A 13,208-nucleotide genomic window follows, 5' to 3' on the forward strand; every position below is an offset into this window, starting at 1 on the left:
CCCGCCATCCACATCCGGTTCACGAGGAGTAACCCACCATGGCCGAAGCACTCGAACAGAGCGCGTTGAAAGACGTCGCGTACGCGGGCAGCGACTTTTCGTCGCTGCTGCAGAAGGAATTCAAGCCGCGCAGCGACGAAGCCAAGAGCGCGGTCGAAGCCGCCGTGCTCACCCTGGCCCAGCAGGCGCTGGCCAACACCGAGGTCATCGGCAAGGACGTGACCAAGTCGATCCAGTCGATGATCGCGGCGATCGACGCCAAGCTCACCGAGCAGGTCAACAAGATCATCCACCACCCCGACTACCAGAAGCTCGAGAGTGCATGGCGCGGCCTGCACTACATGGTGAACAACACCGAGACCGACGAGCACCTGAAGATCCGCGTGATGGACATCTCCAAGCAGGAGCTGGCCAAGACGCTGAAGAAGTTCAAGGGCGCGGCCTGGGACCAGAGCCCGATGTTCAAGAAGATCTACGAGCAGGAGTACGGCCAGTTCGGCGGCGAGCCCTTCGGCGCGCTGGTGGGCGACTACCACTTCGACCAGAGCCCGCCCGACGTCGAGCTGCTCGGCGAGATGGCCAAGATCGCCGCTTCGGCCCACGCGCCCTTCATCACGGGCGCGAGCCCGAACCTGATGCAGATGGAGTCGTGGCAGGAGCTCGCCAATCCACGCGACCTCACCAAGATCTTCCTCACGCCCGAATACGCCGGCTGGCGCTCGCTGCGCGACTCGGACGACGCGAAGTACCTGGGCCTGTGCATGCCGCGCTTCCTGGCGCGCACGCCCTACGGCGCCAACACCAACCCGGTGGAGGAGTTCGACTTCGAGGAAGACACCGCCGGTGCCGATCACGGCAAGTACGCCTGGGCCAACGCGGCCTATGCGATGGCCACCAACATCAACCGCTCGTACAAGCTCTACGGCTGGGGTTCGCGCATCCGCGGCATCGAGTCGGGCGGCGCGGTCGAGAACCTGCCGCTGCACACCTTCCCGAGCGACGACGGCGGCGTGGACCAGAAATGCCCGACCGAGATCGCGATCAGCGACCGGCGCGAGGCCGAGCTCTCGAAGGCCGGCCTGCTGTCGCTGATCCACCGCAAGAACTCCGACTTCGCGGCCTTCATCGGCGCCCAGTCGCTGCACAAGCCGGCCGAATACGACGACCCCGACGCCACCGCCAACGCCAACCTGGCCGCGCGCCTGCCCTACCTGTTCGCCTGCAACCGCTTCGCGCACTACCTCAAGTGCATCGTGCGCGACAAGGTCGGCAGCTTCAAGGAGAAGAGCGACATGGAGCGCTGGCTCAACAAATGGATCATGAACTACGTCGACGGCGACCCGGTCAACTCCTCCGAGGAGACCAAGGCGCGCAAGCCGCTGGCGGCCGCCGAGGTGGTCGTCGAGGAAGTCGAGGGCAACCCGGGCTACTACAGCTCGAAGTTCTTCCTGCGCCCGCACTACCAGCTCGAGGGCCTCACGGTCTCGCTGCGGCTGGTGTCGAAGCTGCCGTCCGCCAAGGGCGGCAAGTAAGAAAAAAACGGGTGCGCGGCCTTTTGAAAAAAACGCCGCTCGCTCGTTCTCAAGACAGCTCCCGGGCACCAACGCTTAGGCACCGCACGGAAGCCCTTTTTTCCGACTCTCACACAACTGAAAGGTAAGCATCATGGCTGCAGACATGTTTTTGAAGCTCGAAGGCGTCGACGGCGAATCCAAGGACGATTCGCACAAGAAGGAAATCGACGTGCTGTCGTGGAGCTGGGGTGCCGCACAGTCGGGCACCGGCCACGTCGGTGGCGGCTCGGGCGCCGGCAAGGTCAGCGTGCAGGATCTGTCGATCACCAAGTACGTCGACTCGTCCTCGCACCTGCTGCTTCTCGATTGCTGCAACGGCGCCCACATCAAGAAGGGCGTGCTCACGGTGCGCAAGGCCGGCGCCACGCCGCTCGAGTACATCAAGCTGTCGATGGACGACATCCTGGTGACCCACATCAGCACCGGCGGCAGCGGCGGCGAGGACCGCCTGACCGAGACCATCACGCTGAACTTCTCGAAGTTCAAGTACGAGTACACGCCGCAGAAGGCCGACGGCTCGGGCGACGGCACCAAGGAAACCGGCTGGGACATCGCCGCCAACAAGAAGGTCTGAGCGCAAGCTCCTCTCCTCCTCTCCCCAGGCGGCGGCCGCGGATTCGTTTCCCGGCCGCCGTTTTTCATTTCAGGAAAGCGAGTACCCCATGCACGTCAGCAAGACGCCGTTCGCCTGGAACCAGGTCGCGGCCTACGACTTCCCCACGTTCTGGAGCACGCTGCAGCGCGTGCATCCCGGGGAACACCCGGTCTCCTACTTCATGATCGCCGTGATCTGCTTCGAGGAGACGGGCTTTTGCAACATCCAGCAGGCCGAGACGCCGAGCGGCCTGGGCGTTGGCTTCGGCCAGCTCGAGGTGAAGAATCCCGAGAAGAAGGACTTCTACGAGTGGGCCGGCGTCGAGACCGACTACCACCGGCTCGCCAAGGAAATGCTCGGCGACCGCGAGTTCTCGCTCGGCGTGCACTGCCAGTACTTCCAGTACCTCACCGAGGTCAAGGGCCTGCGGCTCGACGGCTGCCTGTCGGCGCAGGTCGGGCGGCACGTGCAGTACAAGCCGCTGTTCATGACCGGCGCCTCGATGCTCGAGGACGCCTTCGACGCCAACGACCGCGCGGCCTACATCCGCGCCCTCAACTACGCGCGCAGCAACAGCCCCAAGAAGAACGGCATTCCCGAGACCCTGTTCAAGGAGTACTGGGAATTCATCCTGCCGCAGAGCTGGTTCGACTACGGCTTCTAGCCGTCGTCCCGGGAACCCGCTGCCGGCCCCTGCGCCGGCAGCAGTTCGGGCATCAGACGCGTGGCCTCGTCGTCCTCGGGATCGGCGATGACCCACAGCGTGAGCGCCGTGTAGTTGTCGTGGCCGGGCTTGGCGCGCGCCTTGATCTGGCCGTCGAGCTGCTCGGTCCACTGGCTCGGCGTGCGCGAGGCATGCAGGGTCTCGACCAGGCACTCGTCGCCCAGCGGTTCCCACACGCCGTCGCTGCACAGCAGCAGCACGTCGCCCGGCAGGAGCCGCATGCGGTCCGACACCGCGATGTCGGGCGCTTCCTCGAGCGAGCCCAGCGCCGACAACAGCATGTTGCGCTGCGGATGCAGCCGCGCGCCCTCTTCGTCGAGCATGCCGCCGGCCACCATCTGCTGCACCAGGCTGTGGTCGGTGGTGCGCGCGACGATCGCGCCGCCGCGGAACAGGTAGGCCCGGCTGTCGCCGCTGTGCACCCAGGCCAGTGCATGGGCCTCGAGGTCGATGGCCGCGAACACCACGGTGGAGCGCATGCCCGCGAGCGTGCCGCCCTCGGCCTGGCGCGCCACCACGTCGCGGTTGGCCTGTTCGATCAGGCCGCGCAGCGCGCCCTCGTCGAGGCTGGGCCCGGCCGAGAAGGCACCGAGCACGCTCGCGCGGACCGTGGCCGCCGCCACGTCGCCGCCGCCATGGCCGCCGGCGCCGTCGGCCACCAGGCAGGCGACGTGGCGATCGTCGTGCCAGTGGCCATGAACGTCTTCGTTGTAGCTGCGGCCGCCCTGGCGGGACAGCGTGACGATTTCGATTTCCAAGCGGGCTCCTCGCGTCGGGCGTTCTTGTCGTGGGATCGGGTGTTGTCGGGTGCGAAGGCGCGCCTCAGGCGTCGGACTTCAGGCGCGCCATCTGGGCCTCGTAGGCCTCGAGGAAGGCCTTGCCGAACAGGTTGTGGAAGTCGTCCTCGGCCTCGGTCGCGATGCCGCCGTACAGCGCCACGAACTGGTCCCAGAGCTTGGCCTTGCGGTTGGCCGAGAACAGCGCGTCGAGCGCCGACTTCGAACTGATCTTCTTCTCGAGCTCGTCGGGCTCGAAGCGCGCGATGACGTGCGCCAGCGCCGCGCGCATGCCGACCATCACGCCGAACTGGTGCGCGCGCAGGTCGTCGAAGGCATCGCGCATCGCGGCCTCGGCCGGCATGAAGCCGCGCACGCCCGGCCCCAGCAGGTGCGCGAGCGCGACCTCGACCGTGGGCGAGAACTTCAGCGGGTTGTTGGCCTGCGCCGCGATCATCGTGACCTCGGCGCGCACCTCGCGCTTGAACTCCTGGCGCGTGAGCAGCAGCTGCAGCGTGCCCTCGGTGGCGCTGCGCAGCATCGCGCCGATGCGCTCCATCAGCCCCGGCGTGAGCATCTCGGGCGGCTGGTGCGTGCCGCCGAGGCCGCGCAGGAACGCGGCCAGCAGCTCGTCGTCGCTCGCGCTGCGCGCGGCCGGCGCCGCGGCCTGGGACGCGAAGGCCGGCGCGGGCGGCGGCGGCAGCGGCGGCGCTTCGCGCGCCGGCGTGTCGGGTCCGCTGATGCGGATCGGCAGGCCGGTCATGTCGTCGAAGGCCGGCAGCTCGGCCAGCGGCACCGGGCGTGGCGGCGCGGCCGGCGGCGGCGGTGCCAGCGCGGGCGCGGGCGGCGCCGTGACGGCCCGCGGCGGCGTGAAGCCGAACTGCTCGATCGGCAGGTGGTCCGGCCGCGGCAGCGGCGTGGACGGCGCCGCGCGCTGCAGCGCGGCGAGCGGATCGGCATCGGCGGCGGTGTTGGGCTGCAACAGCGGGTCGGCCAGCGGCGACAGCGCCAGCGGATCGCCGCCGATGCCTCCGGTGCCCGGCGCACCACCGAACAGGTCGTCGATGCTCGCGGCCTTGCCGTGCGCGGGCGGCCGGCCCAGGTCGGAGAAGTCGTCGAGCGCGCCGCGGCCGGCCGCGGGCGCCGACGACGGGTCGGGGCCGAGCAGGTTGGCGAAGGGATCGATCTGCGCGGCCTGCGCGTTGCGCGAACCGGTGGCCATCGGATCGGGAAAGAGCAGCGGATCCGCGGCGGCCGGCGCGGCCGGGGAAGGCGCGGGCGACGCGGCCGGTGCCGCCGGCGGCGCGAGGCCAGCGAGCAGGTCGGCGAAGGGATCGTCGCTCGCGGCCGCCGCGGGTTTCGCGCCCGACAGGCCCATGATCGTCTCGGGAATCGCGAGCGGCGCCGCGGCCGGTACCGGCGCGCTCGCGGCCGCCTGCGCGCGCACCACGAGCTCGAAGCTGCCGACCACCAGCCGCGCGCCATCGGCGAGCGCCGCCTCCTTGCCCGCGCCCAGCGACACGCCGTTGCACTGCATGGGGTTGCTGCCGCGGTCGATCACGAAGTACCGGCCGTCGCGGCACAGCACCTGCGCGTGCACGCGCGAAACCGTGCGGTCGGGATCGTCGAGCACCAGCGTGTTGGTGTCGGCGCGGCCGATGGTGCCGCCATTGGGGCCGAAGTCCGCCGACAGCGACGGTCCCGCCGGGACGCCTTGACGGGTGACAACAGTGATCTGGATCATGAACCGGCCCCCAGGGCGACGCCCATACAACTGCGCACGAGCACGCGAAGAATCTCGCGAGGAGTATTCATTCCGCAAGACGCCTTGGCAATCTCGCCTTAAGAGATAGGCCGTTCCCGCCGCGGCGCTCAGGGCGCCAGCAGCAGCACCAGCGTCTGGCTCGGCACCGTGCGCACGCCCGGGCAGTTGGTGCTGTTCTGCAGCGAGCTGCTGGTCAGCCGCGTGGCCGGCATGCTGTTGAGGAGCACCGTGAAGGCCCCCGTCAGATGGCGGCTGGGCCCCATGACCGTGCCCGACGCCACGCCCAGCAGCACGCCCGCGTTGTCGCCGTTGGTCATGGGAATGGTGGTTCCGAGGTTGTGGGCCGGCATGCCCATGAACAGGATCGTCGGGCAGTTCGGAATGGCCATCGGGCCCATCGCGATGTTGGGATACGGCACCGGGATCGGCGACGGCGCGGCGGGCGTGATGCAGACATCGGGGAAGCCCATGTCCATGCCCATCAGCTGGCAGTTGGCGAACATGGCGCTTCAGCCGAAGTGGATCTGCGCGCCGCGCGTCTTCACGAGCTTGGCACCGTTGATCAGCGCGTGCTCGCCGCGCAGGTGCAGCAGCTCGGACGCATCGCGCTCGATGTGGGCCGCGTGCACGCGGTCCAGCCCCTTGGTCGTGCGCAGGTAGTGCTGGCTGAAGTGGTTGACACGGTCCATCACCGTGCTCAGCACGCTGCCCACGAGCTTGAAGGTGCTCGCCACCATGCGCACGCGCTCGCCGACGAACTCCGTCGTGTCGAGCGAAACCGCGGCGGTCTTCGCGCGCAGCGCCAGGTGGTCCGCGCCCAGTTGCAGCCGCTCGGCCTCCAGGGCGAGCCGGCCACCTTCGACCACGAGCCGAGTGTCGCCCTCGCAGCGCAGCACCCGCTCCCGCGCGCCCGCGCCGCGCTCGAGCACCGAGAGCACCCAGCGCTCGCCGGTGGCCGCACCGAAGCACAGCACGGTGTCGCCGGCCATCGGCACCAGCAGGCAGCCCGCGGCGGCGCGCACCGGCCGGAGCGTTCCGCCCTCGCGGATGCACGGCGTGCCATCGGGCCCGGCCTCCAGCAACGCGGTCCAGCAGCGCTCGGGGAGCGCGGCCGGCGACGGCGTCTCGGTCTCGGTCGGTCGGGTGCCGCGCGCGGCGGCCGTGCGGCGGCGCGCGGAGTGGTGGGCGGTGGTCTTCATGGCGGGAGTTCCGTTGCGGGGAAATCGGTGGAAAGGGAGGAAGCCGGTGCCGGCCGTCGGTCAGACCGGCACCGGGCGCCAGTCCTCGGACTGCGCCAGCTGGGGGTCGGTCTCGAGCGCGCGGGCGCGATCGTCGATCTGCGCCTCCTCGGTCATGGCGCGGTGCAGGCAGGCGCGCACGAGGGTCGCGCCGCGCAGGTCGGCGCGGTGCAGGCGCGCGTGGCGCAGGTCGGCATAGCCGAGGTCGGCGCCCGCGAAGTGCGCGCCATCGAGCACGGCGCCGGCGAAATGGGCCTGATGCAGGCGCGCGCCGCCGAACTTCGCCTGCGGCAGCCTGGCGCCGGTGAACAGCGCCTGCGTCAAGATCGCATCGGAGAAATCGACGCCGGCGCCCTCGGCCTCGCAGAACAGGGCCAGCGGCGCGTCGATGCGGTCGAAGCGGGCCTCGTCGAGCTTGGCACCCTGGAAATTGCACTGGCGCAGCGGCGCCCCGCTGAACTGCGCGCCGCGCAGGTCGGCGCCCGCGAACTGGCAGCCCTCGAGCGTCACGCCGTCGAAGGACAGCCCCGCGAGCCGGGTGGTCGAGAAGGCCACGCGCAACATGCTGGCGCCGCGCCATGCCGCGTGGCGCAGGTCGCAGCCGGCCACGGTCGCATGCACCCAGCGCGTCGACTCCGCACCGAGGTCGAGCAGGCTGCTGTCGCTCAGCACGCAGGCATCGAGCAGCGCGCCGCGCAGCGTGGCATGGTCGAGCCGGGTCTTGGTGCAGGCGAGCATGCTGAGGTCGGCCTCGCGCAGATCGGCATGCGGCGCCTGGCATTCGCTCAGCACGGCCGCGTGCAGCGCGGCCGCGCTCAGGTCGACGTGGTCCATGCGGCACTGGCTGAACACGGCGCGCTGCAGCCGCGCGCCGCCCAGCAGCGCGCCGCGCAGGTCGCACTGGTTGAACACCGCCTCGCGCAGGTCGGCGCCGCGCAGGTCGGCCTTGGAGAAATCGACGCGGTCGAACAGGCCCCCGGCCAGTTGCGCCTGCGCGTAGTGCCCGCCCGACAGGTCCAGGCCGGGGATCGATTCGCCGAGCAGCACGGCCAGCGCGAGCGTGGTGGCATTCATGGCATCGCGCTCCTCATGCGGCCGCCTGTTGCTCGGGCGTGAGCCGCGGCCAGGTGCGCGCGCGCTTGAGCAGCGCACCTTCGAGGCGCACGTCGCCATCGAGCCGCGCGCGCGACAGGTCCGCCGCGAACAGGTTGCTGTTGCGCAGGTCGCAGCCGCGCAGGTCGGCATGCTGCAGGATCGCCTCGCTGAAGTTCACGCCGGCCAGCCGGGCGCGCCGCAGCACGGTACGGCGCAGCAGCGCGCCCTTGGCGCTGGCCAGCCGCCAATCGCTGTCGGACAGGCCGGCCTCGCACAGGTTGGCGCCGTCCAGCACGCTGCCCACCAGGCGCGCGCGCGACATGTCGGCCGCGCCGAAATTGACCCCCTGCATCCGGGCCCCCGAGAAATCGGCCTCGACCAGGCTGCAGTTCCGGGCGAACACCATGCCCTTGCCCTGCGCGCCGCCGAACCTGGCGCCGTCCAGCGCGCAGGACACGAGGTTGGCCTGGGTCAGGTCGGCCTCGCGAAAGTCGGCCCCCGCGAGCTCGCATTCGACGAACTGGCAGGCCGCGAGCGCGGCCTCGGCGAACGACAGGCCCTTGAGCGACAGCCGGTAGAACAGCTGCTCGGTCGCCTGCAGCCCATGCGCATCGGCGCCCTCCCAGCGGGTGCCGATCAGCATCGCGCCCTGGATCCGCGCGCGGCGCAGGGACGCCCCGCCGAGGTCGGCATGCGAGAGCTGGGCGTCGGTGAAGTCGGCTTCGTCGAACACCGCCCCCTTCCAGCGCGAGCGCCCCAGGTTCGCGGTGCGCAGCGTGGCCTTGATGCCGATCGCGCCCTCGAGGCAGGCATGGGCCAACACGGCGGCCGAGAAGTTCGCGCCCGAGACATTGGCCTGCCTGAAGTCCACGGCCTCGAGCCAGGCGCCGGTGAAGTTGACGTCGCGCAGGTCGAGTCCAGAGAAATCGGCGCCCGTGAAGTCCATGCCGACGAAGAAGCGCAAGCCGCCGGCCAGCGCCTGCCGCATGCCCTCCTTCAAGGTCGCGGCCTGCGCGGCCTGCATCGCGGGCGCGGCCAGCTGTTCGTGCGCGCCCTGCAGGTAACCGATCCGCTCCATCGCCTCCTGTCGCAGCAACTGGGCATGCGTGGCCGCGAGGTCGAAGCCGCCGGTGGCGCCGGCGTTCGCGGCCTTCAGGCGCTCCAGCGCCACGTCGGCATTGAAGACCGGCGGGCCGCGGTGTTCCAGCGGCTTCATCGCCTTGTTCGCCTTGTGCGTGGCCACGGCCTTCTCGAGCGCATCGAGCGCGTCGTCGATGGCCGCCAGCTTCTGCTGCTCGGCCTCGAGCGTCTTCTTCTTGAGGTAGGCCACGCGCTGCGCGGGCGCGGGCGGCTGCTCGCGCGGGGGCATGACGACGCCCAGCGCGTCGGGATCGCGGCCGCTGGCACGCAGTTCCTCGCGCGCCAGCGCCACGTCGATCTCGGCCCGGCGGTACTGCGCCTGCGCCTGCAGGCCCTGGCTCGCGAAGGCCTCGGCGGCGCGTTCGGCCTCGGGGTCGCTGGCGTCGATGCCCTCGGGCAGCAGGTCGCCGTCGTCCAGGCTCTCGACCCCGCCCCAGCGCGGATCGGCGCGGCGCGCGAGCGCATCGAGGTAGTGGGCATCGGAGCGCGCTGCATCGAGCCGCTCGATCGCACCGAGCAGCCCATGCACGTCGGAGCCGTCGTCGGTGGCGACCTCCGCCAGTCCCTGGAACAGCAGCAACGCCCGCTCCGCATGCGGAAAGAACCAGACCGTCGTCAGCCGCAGCGGCACTTCGCGCAGGCGCGGCTCGGCCGCCCCCGCGGCACGGTAGTCGGCGAACACGCGCGCGCGCAGGCCGGGCAGCCGGCCCTCGATCGAGGGCTTGTCCGGGTGCATGTGGTCGAACTGGAAGGTCTCGTCGCCCCGCAGCGGCGCGTCGAACCACTGGTCCTCGGGCGCGAGATTGAAGTAGCGCCAGTCGAGATCGGGGGCGAAGCCCGGCGCGTGCTCCTTGAGGTAGTCCGCATCGTAGGTGCCGCGAAAGCGCGCGCGCTCCGGATGCATCGGCCCGCGCAGGCCGAAGCCCGCGGGCGCCACGGCCTGCGCCGGATCGCGCAGCGGCTGGTCGGGCCGCTCCACGTTGGGCAGCCGGTGCACGCCGTTCTCGGCCGCCGCGCCGATGCCCTCGGGATTGGCCGGCACCGAAGGACCGCCATAGGCGTGTGCCCAGTCGATGGGCATCGCCTCGAAGGCCGATGGCCGGGTCGCCTGGGCGCCGTCCCATCGGCGGTCGCCGAACACCAGCAGGGTCTTGCTGCGGTCGCCGAGCCGGGCGCGCACGGCGCAGGCCTGCGGGTTCGCGGCCGGTGCGAAGGCCTTGCCATGCACCAGGAACTCGGACGTGAGCTTGGCCACGCCCTCGTCGACCAGCGGTACCGGCATCTCGCGGCCGATGAAGTTCCAGGCCGACTGCTCGCCCCAGACCGTGCCGCCCTCGGCCTGCGCGAACGGCACGTGCAGCATGGCCGTGACGCACAGGCCGAAGCGCTTGCGGTACTCGATCGGTCGGGTGCTCAGGCACAGCGCCTGGGGTTTGACGACTTGCATGGTGGCTCGCGCGGCTGCCTGCCCGTTCAGTTCTTGGGATTGCCGCTGTCGTCCCGCTCCAGCAGCTCGTTGGCGCCACGCTCGCTGCCGACCGCGTCCACGCCAGGCACCATGCCCAGCAGGCCCAGGACCGGCCCGGCGGCACCGCCCGTCAGGATCAGCGCGAGGCCGTCGCTGACATTGGTGCCCACCAGATTGCGCATGCGCTCGAGCCGCCCGCGCATGCCGGGGATCTTGTCGACGTCCGGGCTCGACAGGATCTCGTTGAGCATCTTGCGCGCATCGCCGTACTGGGAGCCCAGGGACGCGGCACCGCTGAGCATGGAGACGATGCCGTAGCCCAGGCCCGCGACGGCGCCCACCGTGCCGGCGTTCGCCATCGCGGCCGTGGCGTCGGTGCCGGCGCCGGCGCCCGCACCGGGCATGATCGAATGCAGCGGCGCCTGGCGCACCGAAGTGCCGTCGCGCTCGATCTTCAGGCCCGCGGTCGACTCCATGGTGACGGCCAGCGTGTTCTCGATCTTCAATCCGAGGAAGTTCGACATCGCCACGCCCAGCGCGTTCTCCATGCTCAGCCCCATGAAGGTCGAGCGGGCGACGCCGAGGTTGAAGTCGGTGTTGTTGCCGATGTAGCCGCTGGTGTTCGGGCCGAGCACCGTGGTGTTCGAGCCCACCGACACGGTATTGATGTTCCCGATCGCCACCATGTTGAGCTCGGTGTTGCTCACCAGCGTGTACTTCTGGAACGCCGCCGCGTAAGGCGCGGCGTTGGCATCGATCTTCATCGAGTTGCCGCCGGTCACCTTGAACTCGATGTGCCCGGCCTCGAACAGCATGGTCGGCGCCTTGTACTTCACGCCGCCCTTGACCGTGATGGTCTGCGTGCCCGTGACCGAGCGCGTTTCGTTGCCGCCGGTGGAATCGGTCCGGTTGCCGTCCGCGTGGATCTTGTGGTGGCCCTTCACCAGCAGCGCGTGGTCGATGTCGACGTTCGTGGTCTGGTAGCCGACCACGTGGTTGTCCTGGTTCTTGCCGACGGTCAGCTTCTGGAACTGCTGGATGATCGTGGTGTCGTTGTTCTCCACGGTGGTCTTGCGGTCGCGCACGACGGTGGAGGTCTGGTCGCGCTTCACCGTCACCGTCTGGTCGCGGTCCACCGAGGTCGAATCGTCGAGCTCCACGCTGCGGCTCATGTTGCGCTCGGCGTGGATGGTGATGTTCTCCTCGCCCTTCTTGTCCTCGAACATGATCTCGTTGTAGTTGTTCGCGCCGCCGCCGGGCGTGGACCGGGTGCGGAAGCCGCTCTGCGTGGGCGACTTGTAGGGGATGGGCTGGTCGTCGTTGTAGACGCGGCCCACGATCACCGGCCGGTCGGGGTCGCCGTTGAGGAAGTCGACGATCACCTCCTGGCCGATCCGCGGGATGAAGTAGCCGCCCCAGCCCTTGCCGCCCCAGGGCTGCGACACGCGCACCCAGCAGGTGGATTTCTCGTTGCTCTCGTCGTAGCGGTCCCAGTGGAAATGCACCTTCACGCGGCCATGGTCGTCCACGTGCAGCTCGTCGCCCGCCGGGCCGACCACGATGGCCGTCTGTGGCCCCGGCATGGTCACGCGGGGCGTCAGGCGCGGCGGCCGGTAGCTGCGCTCCAGCGGAATCGCGGTGATCAGGAACACGCTGGTCCCGGGCTGCGAGCCCTCGAGCATCGGCGTCTCGGCGATCAGGTTCTCGAGTTCCTGCAGCGTGTCGGCGTTCACCGCATCGTCTTTCAGTGCCTCGGCCAGCGCCGTGTAGAGCTTGCGCGGCGCGGTGGCGTCGGCGCTCGCGCTCTCGTAGCCGGGGTGGCTGAGCATGAAGGTGCAGGCCGCGATCAGGTAGTCCCCGTCGCGGGTGCCGTCGGGATCGCCTTCGAACTTGAAGCTGCGGCCCGCCGCCACGTCGGGCCATCCGGTCAGCGCCCAGTGGCGGTCGCGGCGCGCGTTGAGCTCCTCGCCGCGCAGCTTGGTGCGGTTCTCGGCCTCGTCGCCCTTGAAGTAGCCGCCGGGAAACTCGAAGGCCTCGAAATCGGCCAGCTCGTGGCTGTCGGAGGCATCGATGGCGGCGCCCAGCTTCTTGCGGATCGCCTTGAAGTCGCTGTCGCGCGAGGCCTGCTTGCCGGTGTCGAACTGGCGCGCGTGGGTCCAGTGCCAGATCTCCTCGTGGCGCGCCTCGCTCGCGCCCCCGAGCACGTAGCGCAGCGTCGCCGCCACGGGCAGCTTCTCGTGCGCGAGATCGCTCGCGTCCGACAGGTGCATGGTGCCCGGCGCATCGTGCGCGTCGAACCAGTAGTAGATGCCCTCGTCCTCGATCAGGCGCGAAAGGAACTGGTAGTCGCTCTCCTGGTGCTGCACGCAGTAGCGGCGGGGGTTGTGGGTGCCGATGACGTTGCCGGTCTTGGTCTTCTTGAAGCGCTTGATCGGGCTGTCCTCGAACACCGCGTCGAGCACCTCGAGCACCTTCTTGTCCTGCAGGATGCGCGAGTTGATGCGCTTGTTCAGCAGCCAGAACCACGATCGCAGCGTGATGCGGTACTCGAAGTGGCGCCCCACGTGGCCCGCGCGCACGAAGCGCACCGCATGGCCCTGGCAGTGCCGCTCGTGCTTGCCGCCATCCTTGTCCTCGAACTCGACGACCAGGTCGAAGGCGCGCCCGAGGATGTCCGTGGCATCGATGGCCCTGTTCTCCGACAGCACCGTGAGTTCGTAGGTCGAAGGGCGCGCCAGCGCCTCGTGACCCACGATGCGCCAGAACATCAGGTCGTCCTTGGCGGGCGAATCGGTTTCGATGCGGAACTCGTGGTCGGCCATGGGTGGATCTC

10 protein-coding genes are annotated in these 13,208 nt (G+C 69.8%); 3 read left to right on the forward strand and 7 right to left on the reverse strand.

Translation table 11 applies throughout. From position 1 onward, the window contains the following. Positions 1-38: 38 nt before the first annotated feature. From tssC to ACEN9J_RS16885, 3 genes are all read left to right on the forward strand, one after another. Positions 39-1,532 (forward strand): type VI secretion system contractile sheath large subunit, encoded by a 1,494-nt coding sequence (gene tssC / locus ACEN9J_RS16875; RefSeq protein ID WP_057596789.1) that lies wholly within the window; start codon positions 39-41, stop codon positions 1,530-1,532. A 133-nt stretch (positions 1,533-1,665) separates the two neighbouring features. Beyond that, the gene (locus tag ACEN9J_RS16880) at positions 1,666-2,148 is read left to right on the forward strand and encodes an Hcp family type VI secretion system effector (protein WP_057596788.1); all 483 of its coding nucleotides are present in this window, start codon (positions 1,666-1,668) and stop codon (positions 2,146-2,148) included. 88 nt (positions 2,149-2,236) lie between these two features. After that, positions 2,237-2,833: a hypothetical protein gene (locus ACEN9J_RS16885; protein ID WP_261217092.1), complete on the forward strand. Its 597-nt coding sequence runs from the start codon at positions 2,237-2,239 to the stop codon at positions 2,831-2,833. On the opposite strand, the gene ACEN9J_RS16890 is transcribed toward ACEN9J_RS16885, so the two are convergent. The 7 genes from ACEN9J_RS16890 to ACEN9J_RS16920 form a co-directional block, all read right to left on the reverse strand. Next, positions 2,830-3,651 carry a PP2C family protein-serine/threonine phosphatase gene (locus ACEN9J_RS16890; protein WP_057596786.1) on the reverse strand — a complete coding sequence of 274 codons (822 nt, stop codon included), beginning with the start codon at positions 3,649-3,651 and terminating at the stop codon, positions 2,830-2,832. The two genes, ACEN9J_RS16885 and ACEN9J_RS16890, sit on opposite strands and share 4 nt — an antisense overlap. A 64-nt stretch (positions 3,652-3,715) precedes the next feature. Beyond that, a complete protein-coding gene (tagH, locus tag ACEN9J_RS16895; RefSeq protein ID WP_413761581.1) occupies positions 3,716-5,413 on the reverse strand; it encodes a type VI secretion system-associated FHA domain protein TagH in 1,698 nt (565 codons plus the stop codon). 128 nt (positions 5,414-5,541) lie between these two features. Next, positions 5,542-5,937, reverse strand: coding sequence for a DUF4150 domain-containing protein (locus ACEN9J_RS16900; protein ID WP_057596841.1), 396 nt, complete (start codon positions 5,935-5,937; stop codon positions 5,542-5,544). A 6-nt stretch (positions 5,938-5,943) separates the two neighbouring features. Continuing rightward, on the reverse strand, positions 5,944-6,633 hold the full coding sequence (locus ACEN9J_RS16905; RefSeq protein WP_296735970.1) for a DUF3540 domain-containing protein: 690 nt from the start codon (positions 6,631-6,633) through the stop codon (positions 5,944-5,946). A gap of 60 nt (positions 6,634-6,693) precedes the next feature. Then, on the reverse strand, positions 6,694-7,746 hold the full coding sequence (locus ACEN9J_RS16910; protein ID WP_261217096.1) for a pentapeptide repeat-containing protein: 1,053 nt from the start codon (positions 7,744-7,746) through the stop codon (positions 6,694-6,696). A gap of 13 nt (positions 7,747-7,759) precedes the next feature. Then, complete coding sequence (locus tag ACEN9J_RS16915) at positions 7,760-10,354, reverse strand: DUF2169 domain-containing protein (protein ID WP_413761582.1); 2,595 nt, start codon at positions 10,352-10,354, stop codon at positions 7,760-7,762. 26 nt (positions 10,355-10,380) lie between these two features. Then, a complete protein-coding gene (locus tag ACEN9J_RS16920) occupies positions 10,381-13,197 on the reverse strand; it encodes a type VI secretion system Vgr family protein (protein WP_082322073.1) in 2,817 nt (938 codons plus the stop codon). Positions 13,198-13,208 lie beyond the last annotated feature (11 nt).

This window comes from Variovorax sp. Varisp41 (assembly GCF_047325085.1).
Lineage (GTDB): Bacteria > Pseudomonadota > Gammaproteobacteria > Burkholderiales > Burkholderiaceae_C > Variovorax.

Bases quoted from the DNA above. Each gene is read 5' to 3' on its own strand.
- ACEN9J_RS16885 (WP_261217092.1), top strand. From the start codon at position 2,237: ATGCACGTCAGCAAGACGCCGTTCGCCTGGAACCAGGTCGCGGCCTAC.
- ACEN9J_RS16880 (WP_057596788.1), top strand. From the start codon at position 1,666: ATGGCTGCAGACATGTTTTTGAAGCTCGAAGGCGTCGACGGCGAATCC.
- ACEN9J_RS16905 (WP_296735970.1), bottom strand. From the start codon at position 6,633: ATGAAGACCACCGCCCACCACTCCGCGCGCCGCCGCACGGCCGCCGCG.
- tagH (WP_413761581.1), bottom strand. From the start codon at position 5,413: ATGATCCAGATCACTGTTGTCACCCGTCAAGGCGTCCCGGCGGGACCG.
- ACEN9J_RS16910 (WP_261217096.1), bottom strand. From the start codon at position 7,746: ATGAATGCCACCACGCTCGCGCTGGCCGTGCTGCTCGGCGAATCGATC.
- ACEN9J_RS16900 (WP_057596841.1), bottom strand. From the start codon at position 5,937: ATGTTCGCCAACTGCCAGCTGATGGGCATGGACATGGGCTTCCCCGAT.
- ACEN9J_RS16920 (WP_082322073.1), bottom strand. From the start codon at position 13,197: ATGGCCGACCACGAGTTCCGCATCGAAACCGATTCGCCCGCCAAGGAC.
- ACEN9J_RS16915 (WP_413761582.1), bottom strand. From the start codon at position 10,354: ATGCAAGTCGTCAAACCCCAGGCGCTGTGCCTGAGCACCCGACCGATC.
- tssC (WP_057596789.1), top strand. From the start codon at position 39: ATGGCCGAAGCACTCGAACAGAGCGCGTTGAAAGACGTCGCGTACGCG.